A 26,913-nucleotide genomic window follows, 5' to 3' on the forward strand; every position below is an offset into this window, starting at 1 on the left:
GGAGACAGGGGACGGAGCGGGAGAACCTCAGGAACTGGCGCCGCTGACCCGGTAGACGTCGTAGACACCCTGGATGTTGCGGACGGCCTTCAGGACGTGGCCCAGGTGCTTGGGGTCGCCCATCTCGAAGGTGAACTTGCTGATCGCCACCCTGTCCCTGGAGGTCGTCACCGACGCCGACAGGATGTTGACGTGCTGGTCGGAGAGGGTGCGGGTCACGTCGGAGAGCAGGCGGGGCCGGTCGAGCGCCTCGACCTGCAGCGCGACCAGGAACACCGAGTCGTCGGCGGCGGACCAGGCGACCTCGACCAGGCGGTCGGGCTCGGACTGGAGCTGGTCCATGTTCGGACAGTTGGTGCGGTGCACCGACACGCCGTGCCCGCGGGTGACGAAGCCGACGATCTCGTCACCGGGTACGGGCGTGCAACATCGTGAGAGACGCACCCAGACGTCGGAGTCGCCCGCGACGACCACACCCGCGCCGCCGCTGCCGCGAGGGCGCCCGCGCAGCTTGGTCGGTACGGAGGTCTCGGCGATGTCGTCCTCGGCACCCTCCACGCCCCCGATGGACGTCACGAGCTTCTGCACGACCGTCTGCGCGGCCACGTGGCCCTCACCGACGGCCGCGTAGAGCGCGGAGACGTCCGGGTAGCGCAGGTCCCTGGCGAGGGCCAGGAGGGACTCTCCGGACATCAGGCGCTGCAACGGCAGGCCCTGCTTGCGCATCGCGCGGCCGATCGCCTCCTTGCCCGCCTCGATCGCGGTCTCGCGGCGCTCCTTGGAGAACCACTGCCGGATCTTGTTGCGGGCCCGGCCGGACTTGACGAACTTCAGCCAGTCGCGCGAAGGGCCCGCGTCCGGCGACTTGGAGGTGAAGATCTCCACGGTGTCGCCGTTGCCCAGGCGTGACTCCAGGGGCACCAGGCGACCGTTGACCCTCGCCCCGATGCAGCGGTGGCCGACCTCCGTGTGCACGGCGTAGGCGAAGTCGACGGGCGTCGCGTTCTCCGGCAGGGCGATGACCTGGCCCCTGGGGGTGAAGACGTAGACCTCCGAGACCGACAGGTCGAACCTGAGCGACTCCAGGAACTCTCCCGGGTCGGCGGTCTCCTTCTGCCAGTCGAGAAGCTGGCGCAGCCATGCCATGTCGCTGGCGGGCTTCAGCTTCGCCCCGGGAGGCCCCGAGATGGTCATGTCCTCCTTGTACTTCCAGTGCGCCGCCACGCCGTACTCGGCCCTGTGGTGCATGCCGTGGGTGCGGATCTGCAACTCCACCGGCTTGCCCTCGGGGCCGATGACCGTGGTGTGCAACGACTGGTACATGTTGAACTTGGGCATCGCGATGTAGTCCTTGAACCGGCCGGGGACCGGGTTCCATCGCGCGTGGATCGTGCCGAGCGCCGCGTAGCAGTCGCGGACCGAGTCGACCAGCACCCGGATGCCCACCAGGTCGTAGATGTCGTCGAAGGCGACGTCCCTGGCGATCATCTTCTGGTAGACGGAGTAGTAGTGCTTGGGGCGTCCCTTGACGGCCGCGCGGATCTTGGCGTCGCGCAGGTCACCGGAGACCTTCTCGATGACCTCCTGCAGGAACAGGTCCCTGCGCGGGGCCCGCTCCGACACCATCCGGGCGATCTCGTCGTACCGCTTGGGGTAGAGCATGGCGAACGCGAGGTCCTCCAGCTCCCACTTGATGGTGTTCATGCCCAGCCGGTGGGCGAGCGGCGCGAAGATCTCCAGAGTCTCCCGCGACTTCTGGTGCCGCTTGTGCTCGGGCAGGTAACGCATGGTGCGCATGTTGTGCAGCCGGTCGGCGAGCTTGATCACCAGCACCCGGATGTCGCGCGACATCGCCACGACCATCTTGCGCACGGTCTCGGCCTCGGCCGCGGCACCGAACTTGACCTTGTCGAGCTTGGTGACGCCGTCGACCAGCAGCGCGATGTTGTCGCCGAAGTCCGAACGCAGCTCGTCCAGGCTGTAGGCGGTGTCCTCGACGGTGTCGTGCAGCAGCGCCGCGCACAGCGTCTCGTCGTCGGTGCCGAGCTCGGCCAGGATCGTGGCCACCGCCAGCGGGTGGGTGATGTACGGATCACCGCTCTTGCGCTTCTGGTCGCGGTGATGGTAGGCCGCCACGTCGTAGGAGCGCTCGATGAGCCGCAGGTCCGCCTTCGGGTGGGTCGCGCGGACCGTACGAAACAGCGGCTCCAGGACCGGATTCATACCGCCACCCCATTGCCCCCCAAGACGTGCGAGCCTTCGCCTTACCGCCGGCTTCTCCTCAGCGGCTCCGGACACGGCGGAGCCGGCATCGCCTGCTGGGACGGCCGTCTCGGGACCGCCACCGTCGGCGGTCACGTCGGGGACGACCACATCGCGGGGCACTCAGACTCCTTACGTTCGAGTCCAGATCCCTACAGTGTATCCAGACCAGGTTGTGTGCTTTCGTTCGCGGGGGCGATCAGACGACGACGAGGGAGTGCAACTCCACGTCGGTCAGACGCTCCCGGCCCTTGAGGAAGGCCAGCTCCATGAGCACGGCGATGGCGACGACGTCGGCGCCCGCCCTGCGGACCAGCTCCACCGTCGCGCACGCCGTACCTCCCGTGGCGAGCACGTCGTCGACGATGAGAACGCGCTCCTGGGGTGCGAAGGCGTCCCGGTGGACCTCGATGACGGCGGAGCCGTACTCCAGATCGTAGGACGCCTCAAGCGTCTCGGAGGGCAGTTTGCCTTTCTTCCGTACCGGGACGAAGCCCGCGCCCGCCCGGACGGCGACCGGGGCCGCCAGGATGAAACCCCGCGCCTCGATGCCGACGATCTTGTCCACCTCGTACAGCCCGGCCAGTTCCTCGATCACCGCGGTGAACGCCACCGGGTCGCCGAGCAGGGGGGTGATGTCCTTGAACAGCACCCCGGGCTGCGGGTAGTCGGGCACGTCGCGGATACGGTCGAGGATCAGGCTGCTCAGTTCGGTCATGGGCGGCGCTCCTGTGGAGGTGTCGGGGCGGAGGACACCGGGGCGGCCCGGCGGTGTCCGGAGGGTGTCGTGTCGGAAGGGCTCTGACCGCGAGTGTCGCAAGGTCCGGGAAGAGCCGAAGGGGCTGGAGGGTAAGGAAAACGCCTCCGCTCCCTGCGAGGGGAGCGGAGGCGCGGACGTGCCCGTACTTACTTCTTCTTCCGCTTGCCGCCGGCGGAGTCGGCTCCGCCGACGACCGTGGCGGCGCCGTTGGAGGCCCCGGCGGCGACCGGCTGACGCACCGTCTTGATCCCGGAACTCCCCCCGCGGGAGGCGATCCTGCGGGCGAGCGCCTGGTAGCGCGGCTCGCGCTCCTTGAGCGTGACCAGCAGCGGTGTCGCGACGCACAGCGAGGAGTAGGTGCCGACGAGCATGCCGACGAACAGGGCCAGCGACAGGTCCTTCAACGTTCCGGCACCGAAGAGCGTGGTGCCGATGAAGAGGATCGCCGCGACCGGCAGGATCGCCACCAGGGTGGTGTTCAGCGACCGGATCAGCGTGTGGTTCAGCGCGTTGTTGGCGGCCTCGGTGTAGGTCAGCTTGGAGTTCGTGCCGAGCTTGGCGGTGACCTCCTTGATCATGTCGAAGACGACGACGGCGTCGTACAGCGAGTATCCGAGGATCGTGAGGAAGCCCAGCAGGGTCGCCGGGGTGACCTCGAAGTTGGACCAGGCGTAGACACCGGCGGTGATCACCAGGTCGTGCAGCAGCGCCACGACGGCGGCCAGCGCCATCTTCCACTCGAAGGCCATCGTCAGGTACAGGATGATCGCCAACATGAAGACGATCAGCCCGATGATGGCCTTGTTGGCCACCTGACCGCCCCACGAGGCGCCGATGACCTGCAGGTTGACCTGGTCCGCCGGCATCTTGAACTCGGTGGCCACCGCCTTCTGCACCGCGGTGACCTGGTCGGCCGGGAGGCTCTCGGTGGTGACCCGCCAGCCGTTCTGGGTCGTCTGCGCGATGATCTGGTGCGCACCGGCCTCGGTGAACGTGGCGCGCACCTGCTCGATGTTGGCGGTCGGGGCCTTGAAGGAGAAGACGGACCCGCCCTTGAACTCCACGCCCAGGTTGAGGCCGTTGACGACCAGACCGGCGATGGAGACCAGCAGCAGGATTGCGGAAAGGGAGTACCAGAGCTTCTGGCGGCCGACGAAGTCGACGTCGATTTCGCCCCGGTACAGCCGGCGCGCGATGCCGGACATCAGGCCTCCTGCGGAACGGTCTTGGGTGCGACGGTGGTCTCGCTCATGCGCTCGGCGTCGAGCCCGGAGAGCTTGTGCCCCTTGGCGAAGAACTTCAGCTTGGCCAGCATCGCGACGAACGGCTTGGTGAACATGAACACCACCGCGATGTCGATGAGCGTGGTCAGGCCCATGGCGAAGGCGAAGCCGGCCACGCCTCCGACCGCCAGGAAGTAGAGCACCACGGCGGCGATGAACATGACGGCGTCGGCGATGAGGATCGTCCGCCGGGCGCGAACCCAGGCGACCTCGATGGCCGTACGCAGCGAGCGCCGGCCCTCCTTCATCTCGTCGCGGATGCGTTCGAAGTAGACGATGAACGAGTCCGCGGTGATACCGATCGAGACGATCAGTCCGATGACGTGCGGCAGCGAGAGGCGGAAGCCCGCGAAGACGCCGAGCAGCACGACGGACTGGTAGGTCAGGATCGTGGCCACCAGGAGGCTCAGCACCGACACGACGCCCAGACCCCGGTAGTAGAGCATCGAGTAGATCACGACCAGCAGGAGGCCGATCGCGCCCGCGATGAGGCCGCCGCGCAGCTGGTCGGCGCCCAGCGTGGAGGAGACCTCCTCGATGGAGCTCTTCTCGAACTTCAGCGGCAGCGCGCCGTACTTGAGCTGGTTGGCCAGCTCGTCGGCCGTCACCTGGTTGAAGCTGCCGGAGATCTGCGCCCGGCCGCCGGTGATGGGCTCCTGGATGACGGGCGCGGAGATGATCACACCGTCGAGGACCATGGCGACCTGGTTGCGGGGGGCCTGCGAGTTGAAGGCGGTGGTGGTGACCTTCGACCACTGGTCGGGGCCCTGGCCCTTGAAGGAGAGCTGGACGAGCCACTCACCGGTGGTCTGGTCGACGCCGGAGGACGCGGTGTCGATCGAGGTGCCGGTGACGGCCGCCTTCTCCAGCACGAACTTGGTGCCGCCGTCCTGGCTGCAGCCCACGTACTGCTTGTCCGGCGCGTCCTGGGCACCGCGGCCCGCGTCCTTGGCGCAGTCGAGCGCCTGGAACTGTTTGAGCGCCTCCGGGTCGATCCCGGTGGGGTCGACGCCCGCCATCGGGTCGTCGGCCGCCGTCGGCGGAGCCGTCGGCACGGCGCTGGTCTCGGGCGCGGCACTCGCGTCCGGCTTGGCGGACTTGTCACCGCTCGGCTCGGCGGAGGGCGCGGCGGTGGCGCCGGGGCTCGGGTTGGTGAGTGCCGACGACAGGGCGCGACCGGCCGGAGAGGCGCCCGTGTCGGGCGCGGCGGTCGCGTCGGGCTTCGGAGTCACCGACTCGGCGGGCTTGGGCTCCTTGGACCCCTTACGCCCGGATTCGGTGCTCGAAGGAGACGGCGTCGGCGTCGGCGCCTCGGTGGAGAGCTGCCCCGGGGGCGGAGGTGACCCGGCCCCGATCGCCAGCACTTGGCGGAACCTCAGCTCCGCGGTGGTGCCGACCAGCTTGACGACTTCCTCCTGGCCTGCTCCGGGAACGGAGATGACGATGTTGTCACCGGATTTGGCGACCTCGGCGTCGGAGATGCCGCTGCCGTTCACCCGCTCACGGATGATGTTCACGGCGAGGTCGAGGCTCTCCTGTGAGGGAGCGCCCCCGTTCGGCGTGATGGGCTGGAGCGTCACGGTCGTGCCGCCGGCGAGGTCGAGGCCATACTCCGGCGTGTACGCCTTGTTGAGGAGCATCGTCCCGCCCATGGCGAGAATGATCGCCAGAAGCACCAGGAGCATGCGCCCCGGTCTGCTCTGGCCGCTAGTCGGTCGGGCCACTGGTCGTCAGTTCTTTCGGTTATAGGGGGTGGGAGGTGAGGCTACTCACGGCTTCTTGCTCGTCGTGTCGTGGTCTGCACCCTGCTGTTCCGCCGTCTCCGCGAAATCGCGGTCGGCAGCCTTGACATTCTCCTCCTCCGCGTCGTCAACGGGAACCAGGACACGGCCGATCGCCGCCTTGACCCAGCGAGTCTCCACACCGGGGGCGATCTCCAGGATCACGTCCTCGTTGTCGATGGCCACCACGGTCCCGAAGAGACCCGTCGTGGTCATGACACCGGTGCCCGGTGTGAGACTGTTCTGCATTTTGACCTGCTCCTGCTGCCGCTTGCGCTGCGGCCGGATAAGCAGGAAGTAGAACACCACGACCATGAGAGCGATCATGATCAGGCTCGAATAGTTGCCGCCCACAGGGCCGCTCCTTTTCTTGAAGATTGACCGGCGGAAACCGGACGTCACATACGACCACGCCGCTCAGCACGTCAGCCTACACAGCCAGCCAAGGCTCGGAGTTTAGGCGAGCTGTTAAGAGCGCGGCAACGAAGTCACGATTCGGCTCGCAGGGAAGTTCCCATTTCGATACAGTTGTCATCGTTCTGTGATCAACCCCGTACGACTTCCCTACCGACTCTCAACGTTAGATTTGCCCGGGATCATCCTCAAGATCGATGAGAAACGAGGCACCGAAGGCGTCGGGCGGGGGAACCAGACCCAGGTGGGTCCAGGCCGCGGCGGTCGCGACCCGGCCGCGGGGGGTGCGGGCGAGGAGTCCCTGCCGCACCAGGAACGGCTCGGCGACCACCTCGACCGTCTCGGGCTCCTCCCCCACGGCCACCGCCAGCGTCGACAGCCCCACCGGCCCGCCGCCGAACTTGCGCAGCAGTGCTCCGAGCACCGCCCGGTCGAGCCGGTCGAGCCCTTCGGCGTCGACCTCGTAGAGGTTGAGCGCGGCGGAGGCGACATCCCGGGTGACCACACCCTCGGCGCGTACCTCGGCGAAGTCGCGGACCCGGCGCAGCAGACGGTTGGCGATGCGGGGGGTGCCCCGGGAACGGCCGGCGATCTCGCGGGCGGCGTCGCCGGGGAGCGCGACGCCCAGCAGGCGCGAGGAGCGGTGCAACACCTCCTCCAGCTCGGCGACCCCGTAGAAGTCCATGTGCGCGACGAAACCGAAGCGGTCGCGCAGCGGCGCGGGGAGCATGCCGGCCCGGGTGGTGGCGCCGACCAGGGTGAACGGGGCGATCTCCAGTGGGATCGCGGTCGCCCCCGGCCCCTTGCCCACCACGATGTCGACGCGGAAGTCCTCCATCGCGAGGTAGAGCATCTCCTCGGCGGGCCTCGCCATGCGATGGATCTCGTCGATGAAAAGGACCTCGCCCTCCGAGAGGGTCGACAGGATCGCCGCGAGGTCGCCGGCCCGCTCCAGCGCGGGGCCGGAGGTGATCCGGATGGGTACGGAGAGCTCGGTCGCGATGATCATGGAGAGGGTCGTCTTGCCCAGTCCGGGGCCGCCGCTCATCAGCACGTGATCCGGCGGCCTGTTGCGTCGCAACGCGCTCTGCAACACCAGCGACAGCTGCTCGCGCACCCGTGCCTGGCCGATGAACTCCTCCAGCCGCTTGGGCCGCAGAGCCGCCTCGATATATCTCTCGTCGCCCTCGGCGTCCGGCGACACCAGATCACGGTCGGAACTCACGACACCCCTCCCTCGTCCCGCCGTACGGCGGAACCACCCGCACCCCTCATCGCACGCTCAGTGCGCGAAGGGCGGCCTTGAGCAGGGGCGCCACCTGAGGGGTGCGGCCCTCGGCCATCTCGGCGTCGGCCTGGGGCTCGACGGTGGCGACCGCCTCGTCGGCGTCTCGCGCCGAGTAGCCCAGACCGACCAGCCCCGAGTGGACCTGCCCCCGCCAGGCGGGCGCGACGGCCCTGCCGTCGAGTGCGGCGCTGACGGCCTCCTCGGGAGTGCCGAGCTTGTTCTTGAGGTCGACGATGATCCGCTGGGCACCCTTCGGCCCCACCCCGGGAACCCTGGTCAGCGCCTTGACGTCGGCGGAGGCCACGGCCACCCGGAGCGCGTTGGGAGTGTGCACGGCCAGCATCGCGAGGGCGACCTTGGGGCCGACCCCGCTCGCCGTCTGCAGCATCTCGAAGGTGCCGCGCTCGTCCTCGGTGGCGAAGCCGAACAGCGTGAGCGACTCCTCGCGGACCACCAGCGAGGTGGCCAGCCTGGTCTCCTCCCCCGTCCTGAGCGTCGCCAGGGTGCCCGGCGTGCAGTGCACGAGGACTCCCACCCCGCCGACCTCGACGACCGCACCGTCGGGCGCGATCGCGGTCACCTGTCCTCGCACCGAGGCGATCACTTCGCGGTTCCTCTCGGGTGTCCGGCCCTGCCACGACCTCGGAAGTAGGCGGCGGGGGTCGTGCCGGGACCACTGGCGGCCTTCGCGGCGGCCTCGGCCAGCCTGCTCTGTGCCCCGCCCCGCCACACGTGGCAGATCGCGAGGGCGAGCGCGTCGGCGGCGTCGGCGGGCTTGGGCATCGCGTCCAGCCGCAGCAGGCGGGTCACCATCGTGCCGACCTGCCGCTTGTCCGCCGTGCCGCTGCCGGTGATGGCGGCCTTGACCTCGGACGGCGTGTGCAGCGCGACCGGCAGGCCCCTGCGGGAGGCGCACAGGATCGCCACGGCGGAGGCCTGGGCGGTGCCCATCACGGTCCTGAGGTTGTGCTGGGCGAAGACCCGCTCCACGGCCACCGCGTCGGGCCGGACCTCGTCGAGCCACTGCTCGATGCCCGCCTCGATCGCCACCAGCCGGGCGCCGATCTCGTCGTCGGCGGGGGTGCGGACGACCCCCACTCCGATCAGGCTCAGCGGTGCGCCGGGCCGCCCCTCGACGGCGCCGAGCCCGCATCGGGTGAGCCCCGGATCAACCCCCATCACCCGCAACTCGGGCAATCGCACCGACACGCCTCCGCTCGCCGAACATCTGTTCGGTGGCAGACTCTACCGCGTGAGAGCATCCCGCGCACCGCTCTCCCACGGCCCGTCGGAAGGCGGAGCGGCGGGCGCCGGCTCACCGGCTCCAGGGGATCCGTCTCACAGGTGCTGGGTGGCGGGTTCGGCGTCACGGTCGTTCCCTGCCCTGTCGCGCAGCAGGTCCAGGCGGTTCATCACCGGCGAGGCCGAGATTCCGTGGATCACCAGGGAGGCCACCGCGGTGAAGGCGACCACGGCCCAGATCTCCTCGGCGGGTACGCCGAAGTCGGCCTGGCCGAGGGCGTAGGCGAGGTAGAACAACGAGCCGATGCCGCGGACACCGAAGAACGCCGCCACGGCGCGCTCGCGCGGCCCCGCCCTGCCTCTCAGCATGGAGAGCCACCCGAGCAGCGGCCGGATGACGAGCAGCAGCAACAGGCCGACCGCGGCGCCCCGCCAGGTGAGCGCGGACAGGCCTCCCACCGCGACGAAGCCTCCGAGCAGCAGGAGCAGCCAGGCGGTGAACAGCCGCTCGATCTGCTCTATGAAGCCGTGCAGCACCCCGTTGTAGCCGTGGCTGCGCTCGGCCGCCCTGATGGCGCAGGCGGTCACGAACACCGCGATGAAGCCGTACCCGTGCACCAGCTCGGTGAGGCCGTAGGCCAGGAACGTCGCGGCCAGCGCCACGAAGCCGTCGCGGTGCTCGGCCAGCCGCAGGTCGGGCTTCTCGGCACGGAAGAACAGCCGCCCCAGCCCTTTGCCGATCAGCAGGCCGCACACCACGCCCGCGACGCACCGGTAGAGCAGGTCCACCAGCGCCCACTCGCCGATCCAGTCGGTCCCCCCGCTGACGGCCAGCGCGATGGCGGCGTACACCAGAGGGAAGGCCAGGCCGTCGTTGAGGCCCGCCTCGGAGGTGAGGGCGAAGCGGACCTCGTCGTCGGCCTTCTCCGAGTCGACGGGCTCGCCGACCTGCACGTCGGAGGCGAGCACCGGGTCGGTCGGCGCGAGGACCGCGCCCAGCAGCAACGCCGCCGCGAGGGGCCAGCCGAGCAGGCCGTACGCGGCGGCGGCCACGGCGAGGACGGTGAGCGGGAGCGTCCACCCGAGCAGGCGCCAGGTCGAGGACCAGCCGCGCCGCCCGAAGGGACGGTTGATGGCCAGCCCCGCGCCCATGAGCGAGACCAGCACGCAGATCTCGGTGACGTGCTCGACCAGTGTCCGATGGACCACCGGATCGGGATCGGGCAGTTCCAGGGGCAGGGCGTAGAGGACCAGGCCGACCAGCAGGCAGGCGAGGGGCAGCGAGAAGGGGCGGCGGTTGAGAAGTCGCGGCAGTGTGGCCGCGAGCAGCGCGGCAACGCCCGCCACGGCGAAGATGAGGTCAGGATTGCCCATTGTCCGCGTGATCTGCCCTGGACCACGCGGACAAACCTCACGAGCAGTGCGAGGTCCGAAATCTCGGACTACGCGTCGAGCTTCTCCATGACCTCGTCGGAGACGTCGAAGTTGGCCCAGACGTTCTGCACGTCGTCGCTGTCCTCAAGGGCGTCGATCAGCCTGAAGACCTTGCGGGCGCCCTCCTCGTCCAGCGGGACGTTCAGCGTCGGCATGAAGCTGGACTCGGCCGAGTCGTAGTCGATCCCGGCCTCCTGCAGGGCCTTGCGGACCGGGACGAGGTCGGTGGCCTCCGAGACGACCTCGAACTGGTCGCCCAGGTCGTTGACCTCCTCGGCGCCCGCGTCGAGGACCGCGACCAGCACGTCGTCCTCGGCCAGCTCGCCCTTGGGGACGAGCACGACGCCCTTGCGGTTGAACATGTAGGACACCGAGCCGGGGTCGGCCAGCGAGCCGCCGTTGCGGGTCAGCGCGACGCGGACCTCGGAGGCGGCGCGGTTGCGGTTGTCGGTGAGGCACTCGATCAGCACCGCGACACCGCCGGGGGCGTAACCCTCGTACATGATGGTCTGCCAGTCGGCGCCGCCGGCCTCGAGACCACCGCCGCGCTTACGGGCACGCTCGATGTTGTCGATCGGGACCGAACTCTTGCGCGCCTTGGTGATGGCGTCGTACAGCGTCGGGTTGCCGTCCGGATCGGGTCCGCCCGTCCGAGCCGCGACCTCGATGTTCTTGATGAGCTTGGCGAACAGCTTGCCGCGCTTGGAATCGAGCGCGGCCTTCTTGTGCTTCGTCGTCGCCCATTTGGAGTGGCCGGACATCGCCTAGAGCTCCCTCACCATCTCAGCGAAATATGAATGCACACCGACATCCCCGGTAAGTTCCGGGTGGAAGGACGTGGCGAGCAACGGTCCTTGACGGACCGCGACGATCCTATCCCCAGGTTCGGCCAGCGCCAGCACTTCGACCTCCGAACCCACGGATTCCACCCAGGGGGCGCGGATGAAGACGGCCCGCGTGGTGCCGCGACCGGCGAAGTCGATGTCGGCCTCGAAGGAGTCGACCTGGCGGCCGAAGGCGTTGCGGCGGACGACCATGTCGATGCCCCCGATCGTCTGCTGGCCTTCGATCCCGCCCTCGATCCGGTCGGCCAGCATGATCATCCCGGCGCAGGAGCCGTAGGCGGGCATCCCCGCCTTGATCCGCATCCGAAGTGGTTCGAGCAGTTCGAAGGTCTCTGCGAGTTTCCACATCGTGGTGGACTCCCCGCCGGGGATGACGAGGCCGTCGACCGCCTCCAGCTCGCGGGGGCGCCGTACGGTGACCGCTCTCGCGCCCACCGCCTCCAGGGAGCGAATGTGCTCGCGCACGTCTCCTTGCAGCGCGAACACGCCGATCGTGGGGACGATGGTCACCGATGGTCCTTCCCGCTGCGGCTGGAGTGCCCCTTCAGCGTATGGCCACCCCTCGGACGGCCCCAAACCGGTTCGTGCTCCGGTTCGGCTCGGAAATCCGGGCCGTGACGGCCCGGCCCCGTTCCCCGGCGGCGGCGCCGTGCTCCTCGGGGCGGGATCGCGGAGCACGTGACCACGAGATCGGCCCCCTGCGGAGGAAGGGCGACCCCCATGACGGAGATCGCCCTTTTCCCGGAGTCTCATCGGGCTTCCCGAAGGCTCCCTGCCCCCCGAAGAAAGCCCTGAAAGCTCTGAAAGCCCTACCAGCCGCGCTCGGCCAGCCGGTGCGGGGCCGGGATGTCGTCGACGTTGATGCCGACCATCGCCTCGCCCAGCCCCCGGGAGACCTTCGCGATGACATCGGGGTCGTCGTGGAAGGTGGTGGCCTTGACGATCGCAGAGGCACGCTCGGCGGGGTTGCCGGACTTGAAGATGCCCGAGCCGACGAACACGCCCTCGGCGCCGAGCTGCATCATCATCGCCGCGTCGGCCGGGGTGGCGATGCCGCCGGCGGTGAACAGCACGACCGGCAGCTTGCCGGTCCTGGCGACCTCGGCGACCAGCTCGTACGGCGCCTGGAGCTCCTTGGCCGCGACGTAGAGCTCGTCTTCGGGCAGTGAGCCCAGACGCTTGATCTCGCCCCTGATCTTGCGCATGTGGGTGGTGGCGTTGGAGACGTCGCCGGTGCCGGCCTCTCCCTTGGAGCGGATCATCGCCGCGCCCTCGGTGAGGCGGCGCAGCGCCTCACCCAGGTTGGTCGCACCGCAGACGAAGGGCACGGTGAACTGCCACTTGTCGATGTGGTTGGTGTAGTCGGCGGGGGTGAGCACCTCGGACTCGTCGATGTAGTCGACGCCGAGCGACTGGAGCACCTGCGCCTCGACGAAGTGGCCGATGCGGGCCTTGGCCATGACCGGGATCGAGACGGCGGCGATGATGCCGTCGATCATGTCGGGGTCGCTCATCCGGGAGACGCCGCCCTGGGCGCGGATGTCGGCGGGCACCCGCTCAAGGGCCATGACGGCGACGGCACCGGCATCTTCGGCGATCTTGGCTTGCTCGGCGTTGACGACGTCCATGATGACGCCGCCCTTGAGCATCTCTGCCATGCCGCGCTTGACCCGGGCGGTTCCGGTGACGGTCGTCTCGCTGACTTCGGGCGTGCTGCTGGACACGGTCTTCTACCTCACGACGGCTGGCTGCGGACACGAGCCGTCCGGGGACGGCCAGTACGTCTTCCATCGTAGGCGCTGGCGGCCTGACCCCTTACACGACGCCCTGTCGCCCTTGGGCGATCTTCTTGGACAGTATGTAGGGCTTGCGCGTCAGGGGATGACGGGTTTGGCGGAGGCGAGCACGATCCAGACCTGCCCCGGGGCGAAGTTCATCGGCTCGCCCGTCTCGGTGGTGAAGACGGTGCCGTCCTTCTCGTCCGGCCGCGACCAGCGGGCCTTGAACGCCTGCCCGTCGCGGAGCACGATCGCCCTGCCCTTGCCCGTGCTGTGCACCAGCGGGGTGTAGCTCTGGTTCTTGTCGTGAAACTGCGAGCGCTCCGTCTTGGTGTACTGCACGACGATCGTGGGCGCGCCGAGCTGGCCGCCCTCGGCCGCCATGTCCTTCTTGCCGTCCTGCCAGATCAGCCACTTGCCCGCCGTCTCCGACCAGCCGAAGGTGAAGCGCGCCGCCGGGTACTTCACGCTGTACGTCTTGCGCGACACGCCGCCCTCGGGGGCCTCGCCGAAGGTGAACCCGACGTCCTTGGCCTTGCTCGCCTTGGGCGCCCCTGCCAGCAGATCCTTGGTGTTGGCGAACAGGTTGTAGGGGGCGTAGCGTCCCGGCTGGCGGAAGTAAGCGCCCGGCTCCCTGCTGTCGGAGACGTCGAAGAGCGGGGCCTCGGCGATGAAGGGGAGCATCTTGGTCTGCGCGCCCGAGTAGGCGAAGGCCGGCCTGCCGAACTGCGGGACGATGTGCAGGTCGGAGATGCGGGCGCTGCGGACCGGGCCGACCTTGGCCGGGATCTTCGAGGAGAAGATCGCCATCAGGCGGGTGAGACCCGCCTCGACCTGCTCGACGTAGACGATGTCGGCGCTTTTCAGGCCGAGCTGCGGCTTGCCCGCCGAGGTGTTCTCGATCTTCACCGCGAGCACCGCCCTGCGCGCCGCGCCGGGCAGGCCGGTGAAGGGGTGCGTCGGCTCGGGCGTGGGGGTCGGGTCCGCGCTCGGCTCGCCTGCCGCGCCCGCGGGGCTTCCCGGCGAGGCCGGCCCGTCGGAGGAACAGGCCGCGGCCGGGGCAAGGATCGCGACTCCCGCCAGCGTGACGGCGATCATCCGGGACACCCGCACGGCTCATCTCCTCAAGTCGGCCACTCGGTCACTCGATCACTCAGTCAAGAATCGCCAAGAGCTTACCGGTGTCCGACTTGTCAGATACTCCAGTTTATGTGCGCCTTATTTATCCCTATTCAGCAGCCAGGGCCTTCGGGGGTACATCGTCGATCTCGAAGAAGGCCGGATACTCGGTGTGCCCCGCCAGCCGCAGCGTGCGGGCCAGCCAGCGGCGCTGCGCCGTCCGGGTGACGCTCACCGCGTTGTTGTAGAACCGCCGGGAGTACAGGACCTTCGCCACAGCGGCGTCCAGCTCCTCGATCAGCTCCGATCCGGCCGGGGTGTCGGCCAGCCGGTCACGGAAGCGCTCCTGGTCGACGACGGCGCGCAGGGCGCGCGACAGGTCGCTCTCGGCGTGCTCGCGCTCCTCGGGGCCCGCCGTACGGGCCTCGTGGGCGGCCGCGGCCAGCACCAGGCTCGTCGCCGGGTCCAGCAGCCGGGAGGCCGCCAGCTCCAGGCTGACGGCGGTCCTCCGCACCAGGGCGGCGTCCAGGGACTCGCGGGCCAGCTCCAGCCGGATGTGCAGCCGGTCGAGCCGCCCCGCCCGCCAGGAGATGTAGACGGCGAGAAGCACCACGATCGCGCCCGCCACCAGGACCAGCGTGGTCGTCGTCACAGCGCGTCATTCCTCTCGGCCGGCGTACTCGCCGACTCTCCCCCGGCTCCGCCCCCGGCCGGGCCCACGCCCGCCACCGCGCCTTCCGCAGGGCCCTCCGCCGGACCTGTCACCGCGTCCTCCTCGACCCCGGCCGTGCTCGCCACGGTCTCGTAGACCCGCAGGACGTCGCGGGCCACCGTCGACCAGTCGTACTTGCGCACGGCGTGGCGGGCGGCCTGCGACAGCCTGGCCCGACGTTCGGGATCGTCGAGCAGCGCGGCGGCCTCGCGGGCGAGCGACGCGGCGTCGCCCGTCTCGAACAACGCCCCCGCCCCGCCGTCGTCGAGCACCTTGCGGAAGGCCGGGATGTCACTCGCCAGGATCGCCGCGCCCGCCGACATCGCCTCGGTCAGCACGATGCCGAAGCTCTCACCGCCCAGGTTGGGCGCGCAGAAGACGTCGACGGTGTGGTAGGCGCGCACCTTGTCTTCCTCACTCACCATGCCGAGCAGGCCGATCCGATCATGAAACGCGGCCGGAACCCGCTCCAGCACCTCGTCGGCGTCGCCGGGCCCCGCCAGGAGCAGACGCAGCGACGGCCGCTCGGCGGCGAGCAGGGCGAACGCCTCCAGCAGCACCGGCAGGCCCTTGCGCGGCTCGTCCATCCGGCCCAGGAAGCCGATCACCTCGCCCTCGTCCCAGCCGGGGAGCCGCTCGCCCTCGGTGTAGCGGCTCACCGTCACCCCGTTGGGGATGAGCACGGCGTCGCCGCCCATGAACTCGACCAGGGTCTTCCTCGCGGCGTCGGAGACGGCGATCCTGCCGCCGATCTTCTCCAGCGCGCTCATGATGACCGGCACCCCCACCGAGAAGGAGCGGGAGTTGCCGTACGAGGCGTGGAAGGTGGCCACGATCGGCCCCCTCGCCACCCAGCAGGCGAGCAGGCCCAGCGAGGGGATCGCCGGTTCGTGCACGTGCAGCACGTCGAAGCGGCCCTCGCGCACCCAGCGGCGCACCCGGTTCGCCGACAGGAATCCGAACGACATCCTGGCCACCGACCCGTTGAAGGGCACCGGGACGGCGCGGCCGGCCGAGATCACGTACGGGGGCAACTCCGCGTTCTCCGCGGCCGGGGAGATCACCGAGACGTGGTGGCCGTCGGCCATGAGCGCCTCCGCCAGGTCGCGGATGTGCACCTGGACGCCGCCCGGCACGTCCCACGTGTAGGGGCAGACGATGCCGATCCTCATGCCCGGGCCTTCCTGGGCTCCAGGTCCTCGAGCCAGAGGCGCTGGAGCATGTGCCAGTCCTCGGGGTGCTCGGCGATGCCCTTCTCGAAGACGGTGGCGAGGCTCTGCATCACGACGGCCACCTTCTCCTGCCTGCTGCCCTCGGCCGGGATCGCGATCTCCTCGTGGAACTGCAGCCCCCAGCCGTTCTCCTCGAAGTAGGGGATCGCCGGGATGAGAGCGGCCCCGGTGTGCACGGCCAGCAGGCCGGGACCGGCGGGCATCCGCGTGGCCGCCCCGAAGAACTGCACCTCGACTCCCTTCGCGGTCAGGTCGCGCTCGGCGGGAAGGGCGACCGGCAGACCGGCGCGCAGGCGCTGCGCCAGGGTGCCGAAGGTGTGACCGTCACCGCCGGTGAGCGGCAGCACCTCCATGCCGAGCCCTTCGCGGAAGGCCGTGTAGCGGTGGAACAACGACTCGGGCTTGAGCCGCTCGGCGACCGTGGTGAACGGGTGGCCCGTACCGGCGAACCAGGCGCCCGCCTGGTCCCAGTTGCCCATGTGCGGCAGGGCCAGGACCACGCCACGCCCCCTGGCGAGGTTGTCGTAGACGGGCTCGGCCCCGGCCACCCGCATGCGGGAGACGAGCTCGTCGACGGGAATCGAGGGCAGCCGGAACACCTCGTGGAAGTAGCGGAAGTAGGAGCGCATGCCGTCGCGGCTGAGTGCCCGGATCGCCGGGTCACCCGGCGAGGTGCCCTTGACCCTGGCGAGGTTGGCCTCAAGCCTGAGCACCGACTTCCCGCGACGCTTCCACAGCCGGTCGGCGGCGGCACGGAAGGCCCAGGCGGTGAGCCTCTCCGGCAGGCGGGGCACGATCGTCCAGCCGGCGCCGAACGCCGCCGCGACGAGACGATCCTGGGGGGAGGGCTTGTCGGTCATCGCTCTTTCCGATCGGCGGAGGGTCGGTGGAGGGTCCGTGGCTGGTCAGCGGAGGGTCCGTGGCGGGGTGGAGACGGCCTGCCGGCGCACGTGCAGCAGGCGCTGGCCGACCGTCACCGCGCTGGCGGCGGCGAGCAGCCAGAGCCCCGCGGCGAGGATGTAGGGCACGCCCAGACCGCCCAGGCCCGCGGAGACCAGGCCCACGACCAGACGCTCGGGCCGCTCGGCGAAGCCGACGTCGCACGTCATGCCCAGCGCCTCGGCCCTGGCCTTGACGTACGAGACCACCGCACCCGCGACGAGGCAGAAGAGCGCGACCCCCGCCAGCACCCGCTGCTCGCTCACGACGAACCAGAACACCAGCCCGGAGAAGATGCCGGCGTCGCCGACCCGGTCCAGGGTGGAGTCGAGGAAGGCGCCCCAGGTGCTTCCGGGGCCCGTCATCCTGGCCATCACCCCGTCGAGGAGGTCGGCCAGCACGAAAAAGGTGATCACCATCGTACCGGCGAACAGCTCGCCCCTCGGGTAGAAGAACAGGGCCGCGGCGACGGTGCCGAGCGTGCCGACGGCGGTGACCGCGTTGGGGCTGATCCCGTGGCGGGTGAGTGCCCTGCCCAGCGGGGTCAAGAGCCTGGTGACGGCGGGGCGCAGAAGTTTCAACATCGCGCTCCGATCGTAGGCCACCCGGCCCTCGCGCGTGCGTCGGCGGTGGGGGTGGCGTGCCCCGGAGAAACGGCGTTCGCGGGGGCGGCCGGGACGACCCCGACACTTAGCGATCCGGTCTCACTCTGGCAAGAGGATCGCCTCACCCCTCTTGTGATATTCGCCACATGGGTATTTGGTGAACAGACCGAGTCCACGCGACATGAGGACCGCAGGGACCGCAAGGACTGCGAGGGCTCGGTAGCGGACCCCGGGGGTGTGGCCCCACCAGGCCGCGGCCCCTTCGGCAACGACGCGGGAGGCGATGTGGCGGAAAGAGCGACCGGCGGAACAGCGGGAGCCGCGGGGAGAGCACCCACGGCCGACCGGCCGGACATGATACGAAACGTCGTGCTGGTCGGCCATTCCGGCTCCGGGAAGACAACGCTCGTGGAGGCGCTGCTGGCCGCGACCCGGACCGTCCAGCGGCCCGGCAGGGTCGAGGACGGCACGACCGTGAGCGACTTCGACGAGGTCGAGGTGCGCCAGCAACGCTCGGTGAACCTGACCGTGGCCCCCGTGGTCCACAACGACATCAAGATCAACCTGCTGGACACGCCCGGCTACGCCGACTTCGTCGGCGACCTGCGCGCCGGACTGCGCGCGGCCGACGCGGCGCTGTTCGTCGTCTCGGCCGTCGACGGCGTGGACGGCCTGACCAGGATGATCTGGGACGAGTGCGCGGCGGTCGGGATGCCCCGCGCGGTCGTGATCACCAAGATCGACCATCAGCGGGCGAACTTCGAGGACACCCTCGCCGCCTGCCAGGACGCCTTCGGCGACGGTGTGTCCCCGCTCTACCTGCCGGTGGTGACCAACGGCAAGGTGAACGGCCTGATCGGCCTGCTGAGCCAGAGGTTCTACAACTACGCGACCGGCACCCGGACGGAGAACTCCCCCGGCCCCACCTACGCCGACCAGATCGAGCTCTACCGGGGCGCCCTGATCGAGGGTGTCATCCAGGAGAGCGAGGACGAGTCCCTGATGGACCGCTACCTCTCCGGTGAGGAGATCGACACCAAGGCGCTCATCGAGGACCTGGAGAAGGCCGTCGCGCGCGGCGGCTTCTACCCCGTGCTGGCCGCGGGGGCGGGCGTGGGCGCCCTGGAGATCCTGGAGCTCGTCACCCAGGGGTTCCCCTCGCCGCCCGAGCACCCCATGCCCGAGATCATGTCGATCGGCGGCGAACCCGTCTCCGGCATCACCTGCGACCCCGAAGGCCCCCTCGTCGCCGAGATCGTCAAGACCACCAGCGACCCGTACGTGGGCAGGATCAGCCTGGTGCGGGTCTTCTCCGGCACGCTGCGCCCGGACATGACGGTGCACGTCTCGGGGCACGGCCTGTCCGACCGCGGGCACGAGGACCACGACGTGGACGAGCGCATCGGCGCGCTCTCCTCGCCGCTGGGCAAGCACCAGCGGACGATCGCCAAGTGCGTGGCCGGGGACATCGCGGCGGTGGCCAAGCTGTCGCGCGCGGAGACCGGTGACACCCTGTCCGACCGGGACAACCCGCTGCTGATGACGGCCTGGTCCATGCCGGAGCCGCTGCTGCCCGTGGCGATCCAGCCCAGGTCCAAGGCCGACGACGACAAGCTGAGCCAGGCGCTGCAACGGCTGGTCGCCGAGGACCCCACCCTCAGGCTGGAGAACAACCCCGAGACCCGCCAGCTCGTGCTGTGGTGCATGGGCGAGGCCCACACCGACGTGCTCCTCGACCGGCTGAGCAGGCGGCACGGCGTGGAGGTGGAGAAGACCGAGCTGCGGGTGCCGCTCAGGGAGACCTTCGGCGGTAGCTGCCAGGCCCTGGGCCGCAACGTCAAGCAGACCGGCGGCCACGGCCAGTTCGCCGTCTGCCACCTGGAGGTCGAGCCCCTGCCGTCCGGCGGCGGCTTCGAGTTCGTGGACAAGATCGTCGGGGGTGTGGTGCCGCGCCAGTTCATCCCCTCGGTGGAGAAGGGGGTCCGCACCCAGATGCAGCGCGGCGTGCTCGCCGGGTACCCCATGGTGGACGTGCGGGTCACGCTGTACGACGGCAAGGCCCACTCGGTCGACTCCTCCGACATGGCGTTCCAGATCGCCGGGGCGCTCGCGCTGAAGGAGGCCGCGGCCAAGGTGCCCATGCTGCTGCTCGAACCGGTGGACGAGGTGTCCATCCTGATCGCCGACGACCACGTCGGCGCGGTGATGTCCGACCTGTCCTCGCGCAGGGGCCGCGTGCTCGGCACGGAGCCGGTGGGCGTCGGGCGCACCCTGGTCAGGGCCGAGGTGCCCGAGCTGGAGATCACGCGATACTCGATCGATCTGAGATCCATGTCGCACGGGACGGGGACGTTCCGCCGGGTCTTCCTGCGTTATGAGCCGCTTCCCCCACATCTGATGGACAAAATCACCGGCTGACAGAGCGGTGACGCGTGTGCCGGACGGTGCCCCACCTCACAGGAAGGGCGCACCGTCCGGCACGCGCGTCACAACATGCGCTCATGTAACGGAGTCATCACGAAAGGATTTCGTTTTTCCGGTCAGAGCACACCGGTGCTGGTGCCACACTGGGGAACCATGCGAAACGGACGCCCTCTTCTGGCCGCTGCCGCCCTCGCCGTCCTGACCACGGGGGCCGCCTACACCTTCGGTCCCGAGGCCGCACCCGCCCGGCCGAAGGGCGACAAGAGCTCGGCGGCCTCGTCCGAGACGGCCGGCGCGACGACCGCCGCCTCGGCGCGCTGCGACGTCGACGCGAAGTACCCCAAGCGGCAGCTGCGCGGAGTATGGATCGCCACGGTCAAGAACATCGACTGGCCCTCGCGCACCGGTCTGTCCCCGGCCCGCCAGCAGGCCGAGTACGTCAAGATCCTCGACGACGCGGTCAAGCGGCGGTTCAACGCGGTGTTCGTCCAGATCCGCCCCGCCTCCGACGCGCTGTACAAGTCGGACCTGGAGCCGTGGTCCCAGTATCTGACCGGCACGGTGGGCAAGGACCCCGGCTGGGACCCGCTGCCCTTCCTCGTCGCCGAGGCCCATCGGCGCGGCCTGGAGTTTCACGCGTGGTTCAACCCCTACCGCGCGTCCGCCGACGGCGACCTGTCCAAGCTGCCCGCGGGGCACCCCGCCCGGCTCCACCCCGAGTGGATCGTGAAATACGGGGGTCTGGCCTACTACAACCCCGGCCTGCCCGCGGTCCGCGACTATGTCACCAAGGTCGTCAAGGACGTGGTGACCCGCTACGACGTCGACGGGGTCCACTTCGACGACTACTTCTATCCCTATCCCGTCGCGGGCGCGAAGTTCGCCGACGGTGCCGCCTTCGCCAAGTACGGCAAGGGCGCCACGCTCGCCGACTGGCGCCGCGCCAACGTCAACAAGCTGATCGCGCAGGTCGACAAGACCGTGCACGAGGTCAGGAACAGCGTGAAGTTCGGTGTCAGCCCGTTCGGGATCTGGCGCAACAAGTCCGAAGATCCCAGCGGCTCGGCCACCGGCGGCATGTCCGCGTACGACGCCATCTACGCCGACGCCCGTCACTGGATCAAGAAGGGCACGGTCGACTACGTCATCCCCCAGCTGTACTGGCCGCGCGGACTCAAGATCGCCGACTACGACGTTCTGATGCCGTGGTGGGCCAACGAGGTCAAGGGCACCGGCGTGCACCTCTACATCGGCCAGGGCCTTTACCGTGTCGGCGCCACCGACACCGCCGCCTGGACCAAGCCCGGCGAGATGTCCTCCCACCTGACGCGCAACCGCAAGTACGAGCAGGTCGCCGGTGATGTCTACTTCAGCGCCAAGCAGCTCGCCACCAACCCGCTGGGAGCGATCGACCGCGTCGCCAAGGACCACTACAGCCGCCCCGCGCTGCTGCCGCTGATGAAGGACCGCGGCGGCCAGGCTCCGGCCAAGCCCGCCGACGTGCGGCTCCAGGGCACCTCGCTCGCCTGGAAGAGCTCTCCGGACGCCCGTTCGTACGCGATCTACCGGATCGCCTCGGGCAAGCCAGGAGACTGCGCCATCGCCGACGCCCGCAACCTGGTCGCGGTCGTGCCCGCGGCGGCCGGCGACCGCCAGGCCTTCACCGCGACGGGTGGCGGCACCTACCTGGTCACCGCCCTGGACCGCCTGCAGAACGAGAGCGATCCCAGCACGGCCAAGAACGGGACCTGAGAACCCGATCCCCGCCGGTCTCCTGACCCGCTGGACCGGTGACACGATCTTGCCCTACGGTTCCAGCACCTGGCAGGAGCCTGAAGGGGAGGTCGTTCGTGAAGCGGACGCTTGTCGCGCTCGCGGTGGTGCTGGGCCTGCTGTGGCCGGGGGCCGCGCAGTCCGCCACTCGAGTGGACGGACGGGTGGTGCTGATCGGCATTCCCGGCCTGCGGTGGAGTGACCTCAGCCCCGCCGGCACTCCGAACCTGTGGCAGCTCGCCGAGCGGAGCGCGGTCGGGTCCCTCTCGGTCCGCACGGTCGGCAGGGTCACCTGCCCCTACGACGGGTGGCTGACGGTGTCGGCAGGGGTGAGATCAGCGGTCGGCCACGGCTGTGGACTCCCCCCGCTGCCCGAGCCCGACGAGGCGGGCGCGGTCATCCCCGGCTACGAGTACCTGCACCGGGTCGCCGGCCAGCGCAACGCGGGCGCCCTCGGCGAGGCCGTTCACGCCGCCGGTGAGTGCACACTGGCGATCGGCCCCGGGGCCGCGCTCGCGCTCGCCGACCGCTCGGGCAGGGTCGACGTGTACGCCCCCTCCCCCGCCCAGATCCGCGCCGACGCGCTCACCGGGTGCCGGGTGATCGCCGTCGACGTCGACGACCTCATCAGGCCGTACATGACCGGCGACCGGCTGCCCCGGGAGGAGGACAGCCTCACCGCGCGGGAGCGGGCCGCGGCGCTCCGTCTCGCCGACGCCAAGGCGGGGGCGGTGCTGAGCATGCTGCCCGAGGACACCCGGGTGCTGCTGGCGGGCCTGTCCGACCACGGCGGCAACCCGCACCTGCGGGTGGCGATGATGCGCGACGAAGGCGTCTCCGGCCGCTTCCTGGGCGCGGCCTCCACTCACCGCGACGACACCACGATCCTGCCGGACATCACCGCGACGATCCTCTCCCTGACGGGCGTCGCGGCGCCGCCGGGTGTGATCGGGGTTCCCTGGCAGGCCGCCGAGAGGCGTACCGGCGGCACCGAGACGGCGCGGGTCGCGCTGGATCGGGCCGACGTGGCCGGGGAGACGATAAGAGACGTGGGCGGGATCTTCTTCACCACCGTCGCGGTGCTGCAGGTCGCGTTCTACCTGATCGCCTTCCTGCTGATGCGCCGCAGGCGAGGGCTGAGCGGTATCCGCGTCGCCGCGGTCGCGCTGGCCTCGGTGCCCGTGTCGACGTACCTGGTGAACCTCACCCCCTGGCATCACGCGGGCTCGCCGGTGCTCGCGCTGGTCGGCGGAATCGCCGGATGCGCGCTGCTGCTGGCCGCGACCGCGCTGGCGGGGCCCTGGCGCCGGGCGCCGCTCGGGCCGCTGGCGATGGTGGCGGGGGTGACCGCGGCGGTGCTGGCGGGCGACCTGCTGACCGGGACGACCCTGCAGCTCAACAGCGTGATGGGCTACAGCGCCGTGGTCGGAGCCCGCTACTACGGGCTGGGCAACATCCCGTTCGCGCTCTTCGCCACCTCGGTGCTGCTGTTCGCCGCCACGATCGCGCACCGGCTGACGCGCGCCGACCGCGCGGACCGCGCGGACGCGCCGGCGGACCGGCCGGCCCTCGGCGATCACGCCGATGCCCCCGTGGAGGATCGACCCGAGCACGAGGGCGCCACGGTCGCCGTCGTGACGGCTCACCCGGCGGGCGGGAGCCGCGCGAGTGTGGTCGCGGCCGTCGTCGTGGCGGTGCTGGGCGGTTTCGCGATGATCCTGGGCGGCTGGCCGGGCGTGGGCAGCGACTTCGGCGGAGTGATCGCGTTCGTGCCGGGCATCGCGGTGACCGCGCTGCTGATCGCGGGCAGGCGGGTGTCGATCGTCAAGCTGGGCGCGTTCTGCGTGGCGGGCGGCGTCATCGTGATGTCCATCGCCTACCTCGACTATCTGCGTCCCGCGGGCTCGCAGACGCATCTGGGCCGCTTCGTCGGCCAGGTGTTCACCGGAGAGGCCCTGGAGGTGATCGGCCGCAAGTTCGGCGCGATGCTGGGTACGCTGCTCAACCCCAACCTGATGCCCGTCGTGATCGCCGCGGTGGCCTTCCTCGTCTACGCGCTGCTACGCCCGGAGCAGGCGAGCGCGGGGGTGCTGCCCGCGGCGTTCGCGCACTCCCCCGCGCTGCGGGCAGGGCTGATCGGCACCCTGGTCAGCGGGGTGGTCGGCATGCTGGTCAACGATTCGGGGGCCGCGGTGCTGTCCATGGCATTGGCACTCGCCGTGCCGCTGACGCTGTCGGCGGGCATCAAGGCGCTGGACGAGGACGTGCCGCGCTACGAGGAGCCGGGCCAGCAGCCGGCGAGCAACTCCCTGGTGTCGCGCAGCAACTGAGGAAGCACCCTGGTCTGGCCGACGACGGGCATGAAGTTGGTGTCGCCGCCCCACCGGGGTACCACGTGCTGGTGCAGGTGGGCGGCGATCCCGGCGCCTGCCACGCCTCCCAGGTTCATGCCCACGTTGAAGCCCTGCGCACCGCTCGCCTTACGCAGGGCCACCAGCGCCCGCCGGGTGAAGTCGGCGAGCTCGAAGGTCTCGGCCTCGTCCAGGTCCGTGTAGTCGGGCACGTGCCGGTAGGGGCAGACCATCAGGTGGCCGGAGTTGTAGGGGTAGAGGTTGAGCAGCGCGAAGACCTTCTCTCCCCGGGCGACGACCAGGCCGTCCTCGTCGCTCATGCGGGGGATCTCGCAGAACGGGCAGCCGTCCTCGGGGCCGGAACCCGCCGGTTTGCCCGCTCCCTTGATGTAGGCCATCCGGTGGGGGGTCCAGAGTCTCTGGAACGCGTCCGGTGTCCCCGCCCCGTGTTGCGCCTCCGGCTCGTTGCTCATGGCCGCCAGCATATTGCCACGCCGATTACCGCCGTCTCGCGCCTCCCCCTGCGCCTTCTCGGGCCTCCCCGCGCCTCCGAAAGGCCCGGAAACCTCGCGGGGCCCCATGGCCCGTGGCGCCTCAGGCCCCCCGTGGAAAGGTTTCCTAGCCCTCCACGGGAGACCTTCTGCCGCCCAGAGGGCTCAGACCTGGACGCGGCGCTCGATCGCGTCGACGATCTCGGCGATCGCCTCGTCGACCGGCACCCCGTTCTTCTGCTCGCCGTTGCGGAAACGGAAGGAGACCGCGCCGTTGGCGATGTCGTCGTCGCCCGCCAGGAGCATGAAGGGCACCTTGGACTTCTGGGCGTTGCGGATCTTCTTCTGCATGCGGTCGTCGGAGGCGTCGACCTCGATCCTGATGCCCCGCTCGCGGGCCTTCTTGGCCAGGTCCTGAAGGTAGGGCGCGTGGGCCTCGGCGATCGGGATGCCGACCACCTGGACCGGCGCGAGCCAGGGGGGGAACGCGCCCGCGTAGTGCTCGACCAGAACGCCGAAGAAGCGCTCGATCGAGCCGAACAGCGCCCGGTGGATCATGACGGGCTGCTGCCGGGAACCGTCGGTCGACTGGTACTCCAGCTCGAAGCGCTGAGGCAGGTTGAAGTCGAGCTGGATCGTCGACATCTGCCAGGAGCGGCCGATCGCGTCACGGGCCTGCACGGAGATCTTCGGCCCGTAGAACGCCGCGCCGCCCGGGTCGAGCACCAGATCCAGCTTCTCGGACTCGGCGACCTCGCGCAGGGTCTCGGTCGCCTCCTCCCAGTCCTCGTCGTTGCCGACGAACTTGACCGGGTCCTTGGTCGACAGCTCCAGGTAGAAGTCGTCGAGGCCGTAGTCGCGCAGCAGGTCGAGCACGAAGCGCAGCAGCGACTTCAGCTCGTCGCGCATCTGCTCACGGGTGCAGTAGATGTGCGCGTCGTCCTGGGTGAGACCGCGCACGCGGGTGAGGCCGTGCACCACGCCGGACTTCTCGTAGCGGTAGACCGTCCCGAATTCGAACAACCGCAGCGGCAGTTCCCGGTAGGAGCGCCCGCGCGCCCGGAAGATCAGGTTGTGCATCGGGCAGTTCATCGGCTTGAGGTAGTACCTCGCGCCTTCCAGCTCCATGGGAGGGAACATGCCGTCGGCGTACCAGTCGAGGTGACCGGAGATCTTGTAGAGGTTCTCCTTGGTGATGTGCGGGGTGTTGACGAAGGAGTATCCCGCCTCCTCGTGCCGCCTGCGCGAGTAATCCTCCATCACGCGGCGGATCACGCCGCCCTTGGGATGGAAGACCGGCAGGCCAGAGCCCAGCTCGTCGGGGAAGGAGAACAGGTCGAGCTCGGCGCCCAGCTTGCGGTGGTCGCGCTTCTCGGCCTCCTCCAGCAGGTGGAGGTATTCGTCCTGCTTCTCGCGCGACTCCCACGCGGTGCCGTAGATCCGCTGGAGCTGCGGGTTCTTCTCGCTGCCCCGCCAGTAGGCGCCGCCGGAGCGCATCAGCTTGAACGCCGGGATGGACCGGGTGGTCGGCACGTGGGGGCCGCGGCACAGGTCCTTCCAGCGCAGCTCACCGGTCTTGGCGTCGAGGTTGTCGTAGATGGTGAGCTCGGCACCGCCCACCTCGACGCTCTCCTCGGCGGCCGCGCCGCCCTTGAGGCCGATCAGCTCCAGCTTGTACGGCTCCGAGGCGAGCTCCTCGGCGGCCTGCTCGTCGGAGACGGGCCTGCGGGAGAAGAGCTGCCCCTGCTTGACGATCTCGCGCATGCGCTTCTCGACGCGCTTGAGATCCTCGGGGGTGAACGGGTCCTTGACGTCGAAGTCGTAGTAGAAGCCGTTCTCGACCGGCGGGCCGATGCCCAGCCTGGCCTCGGGGAAGATCTCCTGGACGGCCTGGGCCATGACGTGCGCGGTGGAGTGGCGGACGATGGCGCGCCCGTCGGGGCTGGCCGCGGGGACCGGCTCGATCACGTCGCCCTCGGCCACCGGGGCCGCGAGGTCCTTCAGCTCGCCGTTGGCGCGGGCGGCGACCACCGAGCGGCCGTCCGCCTCCAGCGCCTCTCCGTACGTCGTGCCTCCCGCCACCACACGCGCTGCTCCGGCGATGGTGACACGAAGTTCTGGCACGGCGGACACTGTTGCTCCCTGGGAGAGGTCGACGAATGGTCTGGGAATCGATGCTA

The 26,913-nt window shown here is 69.8% G+C and carries 22 protein-coding genes; 3 read left to right on the forward strand and 19 right to left on the reverse strand.

The window, feature by feature from the left end; genetic code table 11:
* Positions 1-27: 27 nt before the first annotated feature.
* The 17 genes from ABZ664_RS31465 to pgsA form a co-directional block, all read right to left on the reverse strand.
* Positions 28-2,223, reverse strand: coding sequence for a bifunctional (p)ppGpp synthetase/guanosine-3',5'-bis(diphosphate) 3'-pyrophosphohydrolase (locus ABZ664_RS31465; protein WP_362517797.1), 2,196 nt, complete (start codon positions 2,221-2,223; stop codon positions 28-30).
* Between the two features lie 238 nt (positions 2,224-2,461).
* Positions 2,462-2,980, reverse strand: a complete 519-nt coding sequence (locus ABZ664_RS31470; protein ID WP_350949158.1) for an adenine phosphoribosyltransferase — start codon at positions 2,978-2,980, stop codon at positions 2,462-2,464.
* Between the two features lie 188 nt (positions 2,981-3,168).
* Positions 3,169-4,227, reverse strand: coding sequence for a protein translocase subunit SecF (gene secF, locus ABZ664_RS31475; RefSeq protein WP_362517801.1), 1,059 nt, complete (start codon positions 4,225-4,227; stop codon positions 3,169-3,171).
* The gene (gene secD / locus ABZ664_RS31480; protein WP_362517804.1) at positions 4,227-5,990 is read right to left on the reverse strand and encodes a protein translocase subunit SecD; all 1,764 of its coding nucleotides are present in this window, start codon (positions 5,988-5,990) and stop codon (positions 4,227-4,229) included. The genes secF and secD overlap by 1 nt, the downstream gene beginning before the upstream one ends.
* 84 nt (positions 5,991-6,074) lie before the next feature.
* Positions 6,075-6,440, reverse strand: coding sequence for a preprotein translocase subunit YajC (gene yajC / locus ABZ664_RS31485; protein ID WP_362517807.1), 366 nt, complete (start codon positions 6,438-6,440; stop codon positions 6,075-6,077).
* Between the two features lie 226 nt (positions 6,441-6,666).
* Complete coding sequence (ruvB, locus tag ABZ664_RS31490; RefSeq protein ID WP_362517810.1) at positions 6,667-7,725, reverse strand: Holliday junction branch migration DNA helicase RuvB; 1,059 nt, start codon at positions 7,723-7,725, stop codon at positions 6,667-6,669.
* A gap of 46 nt (positions 7,726-7,771) precedes the next feature.
* Positions 7,772-8,392: a Holliday junction branch migration protein RuvA gene (gene ruvA, locus ABZ664_RS31495; protein WP_362517813.1), complete on the reverse strand. Its 621-nt coding sequence runs from the start codon at positions 8,390-8,392 to the stop codon at positions 7,772-7,774.
* Positions 8,389-8,976, reverse strand: a complete 588-nt coding sequence (ruvC, locus tag ABZ664_RS31500) for a crossover junction endodeoxyribonuclease RuvC (protein ID WP_362518057.1) — start codon at positions 8,974-8,976, stop codon at positions 8,389-8,391. The genes ruvA and ruvC overlap by 4 nt, the downstream gene beginning before the upstream one ends.
* Before the next feature lie 150 nt (positions 8,977-9,126).
* The gene (locus ABZ664_RS31505; RefSeq protein WP_362517817.1) at positions 9,127-10,404 is read right to left on the reverse strand and encodes a cation:proton antiporter; all 1,278 of its coding nucleotides are present in this window, start codon (positions 10,402-10,404) and stop codon (positions 9,127-9,129) included.
* 68 nt (positions 10,405-10,472) lie between these two features.
* A complete protein-coding gene (locus tag ABZ664_RS31510) occupies positions 10,473-11,225 on the reverse strand; it encodes a YebC/PmpR family DNA-binding transcriptional regulator (RefSeq protein ID WP_362517820.1) in 753 nt (250 codons plus the stop codon).
* Positions 11,226-11,228: 3 nt separating this feature from the next.
* Positions 11,229-11,819, reverse strand: a complete 591-nt coding sequence (gene pdxT / locus ABZ664_RS31515; RefSeq protein ID WP_362517823.1) for a pyridoxal 5'-phosphate synthase glutaminase subunit PdxT — start codon at positions 11,817-11,819, stop codon at positions 11,229-11,231.
* Positions 11,820-12,118: 299 nt separating this feature from the next.
* Entirely contained in the window at positions 12,119-13,033 is a 915-nt protein-coding gene (gene pdxS, locus ABZ664_RS31520) for a pyridoxal 5'-phosphate synthase lyase subunit PdxS (RefSeq protein WP_362517826.1), read from the reverse strand.
* Between the two features lie 150 nt (positions 13,034-13,183).
* Positions 13,184-14,200, reverse strand: coding sequence for a DUF3048 domain-containing protein (locus tag ABZ664_RS31525; RefSeq protein WP_362517829.1), 1,017 nt, complete (start codon positions 14,198-14,200; stop codon positions 13,184-13,186).
* A 115-nt stretch (positions 14,201-14,315) separates the two neighbouring features.
* Positions 14,316-14,858 (reverse strand): hypothetical protein, encoded by a 543-nt coding sequence (locus ABZ664_RS31530; RefSeq protein ID WP_362517832.1) that lies wholly within the window; start codon positions 14,856-14,858, stop codon positions 14,316-14,318.
* Positions 14,855-16,090: a glycosyltransferase family 4 protein gene (locus ABZ664_RS31535; protein WP_362517836.1), complete on the reverse strand. Its 1,236-nt coding sequence runs from the start codon at positions 16,088-16,090 to the stop codon at positions 14,855-14,857. The genes ABZ664_RS31530 and ABZ664_RS31535 overlap by 4 nt, the downstream gene beginning before the upstream one ends.
* Entirely contained in the window at positions 16,087-17,010 is a 924-nt protein-coding gene (locus tag ABZ664_RS31540; protein ID WP_362517839.1) for a phosphatidylinositol mannoside acyltransferase, read from the reverse strand. Before ABZ664_RS31540 ends, ABZ664_RS31535 begins: the two co-directional genes overlap by 4 nt.
* A 45-nt stretch (positions 17,011-17,055) precedes the next feature.
* Complete coding sequence (gene pgsA, locus ABZ664_RS31545; protein ID WP_362517842.1) at positions 17,056-17,673, reverse strand: phosphatidylinositol phosphate synthase; 618 nt, start codon at positions 17,671-17,673, stop codon at positions 17,056-17,058.
* Positions 17,674-17,979: 306 nt separating this feature from the next.
* Here pgsA and ABZ664_RS31550 point away from each other — a divergent pair, with 306 nt between their 5' ends.
* The 3 genes from ABZ664_RS31550 (at position 17,980) to ABZ664_RS31560 (ending at position 24,221) form a co-directional block, all read left to right on the forward strand.
* Positions 17,980-20,112 carry an elongation factor G-like protein EF-G2 gene (locus ABZ664_RS31550; RefSeq protein WP_362517845.1) on the forward strand — a complete coding sequence of 711 codons (2,133 nt, stop codon included), beginning with the start codon at positions 17,980-17,982 and terminating at the stop codon, positions 20,110-20,112.
* 159 nt (positions 20,113-20,271) lie between these two features.
* Positions 20,272-21,870, forward strand: coding sequence for a family 10 glycosylhydrolase (locus ABZ664_RS31555; protein ID WP_362517848.1), 1,599 nt, complete (start codon positions 20,272-20,274; stop codon positions 21,868-21,870).
* 98 nt (positions 21,871-21,968) lie between these two features.
* Entirely contained in the window at positions 21,969-24,221 is a 2,253-nt protein-coding gene (locus tag ABZ664_RS31560) for a hypothetical protein (RefSeq protein WP_362517851.1), read from the forward strand.
* Here the strand turns inward: ABZ664_RS31560 and ABZ664_RS31565 are convergent.
* Together ABZ664_RS31565 and thrS are read right to left on the reverse strand one after the other, a co-directional pair.
* Positions 24,164-24,715: an HIT domain-containing protein gene (locus ABZ664_RS31565; RefSeq protein ID WP_362517854.1), complete on the reverse strand. Its 552-nt coding sequence runs from the start codon at positions 24,713-24,715 to the stop codon at positions 24,164-24,166. The genes ABZ664_RS31560 and ABZ664_RS31565 overlap by 58 nt on opposite strands.
* A 183-nt stretch (positions 24,716-24,898) precedes the next feature.
* Positions 24,899-26,866: a threonine--tRNA ligase gene (gene thrS, locus ABZ664_RS31570; RefSeq protein ID WP_362517857.1), complete on the reverse strand. Its 1,968-nt coding sequence runs from the start codon at positions 26,864-26,866 to the stop codon at positions 24,899-24,901.
* Positions 26,867-26,913: the final 47 nt, after the last annotated feature.

The sequence above is a fragment of the Streptosporangium sp. NPDC006930 genome, assembly GCF_040635605.1.
GTDB lineage: Bacteria > Actinomycetota > Actinomycetes > Streptosporangiales > Streptosporangiaceae > Streptosporangium.

Coding starts and splice junctions, on each gene's coding strand:
- ABZ664_RS31505 (WP_362517817.1), bottom strand. CDS start 10,404: ATGGGCAATCCTGACCTCATCTTCGCCGTGGCGGGCGTTGCCGCGCTG.
- ABZ664_RS31510 (WP_362517820.1), bottom strand. CDS start 11,225: ATGTCCGGCCACTCCAAATGGGCGACGACGAAGCACAAGAAGGCCGCG.
- ABZ664_RS31555 (WP_362517848.1), top strand. CDS start 20,272: ATGCGAAACGGACGCCCTCTTCTGGCCGCTGCCGCCCTCGCCGTCCTG.
- ABZ664_RS31535 (WP_362517836.1), bottom strand. CDS start 16,090: ATGAGGATCGGCATCGTCTGCCCCTACACGTGGGACGTGCCGGGCGGC.
- secD (WP_362517804.1), bottom strand. CDS start 5,990: ATGCTCCTGGTGCTTCTGGCGATCATTCTCGCCATGGGCGGGACGATG.
- secF (WP_362517801.1), bottom strand. CDS start 4,227: ATGTCCGGCATCGCGCGCCGGCTGTACCGGGGCGAAATCGACGTCGAC.
- pgsA (WP_362517842.1), bottom strand. CDS start 17,673: ATGTTGAAACTTCTGCGCCCCGCCGTCACCAGGCTCTTGACCCCGCTG.
- ABZ664_RS31565 (WP_362517854.1), bottom strand. CDS start 24,715: ATGAGCAACGAGCCGGAGGCGCAACACGGGGCGGGGACACCGGACGCG.
- ABZ664_RS31540 (WP_362517839.1), bottom strand. CDS start 17,010: ATGACCGACAAGCCCTCCCCCCAGGATCGTCTCGTCGCGGCGGCGTTC.
- ABZ664_RS31465 (WP_362517797.1), bottom strand. CDS start 2,223: ATGAATCCGGTCCTGGAGCCGCTGTTTCGTACGGTCCGCGCGACCCAC.
- ABZ664_RS31470 (WP_350949158.1), bottom strand. CDS start 2,980: ATGACCGAACTGAGCAGCCTGATCCTCGACCGTATCCGCGACGTGCCC.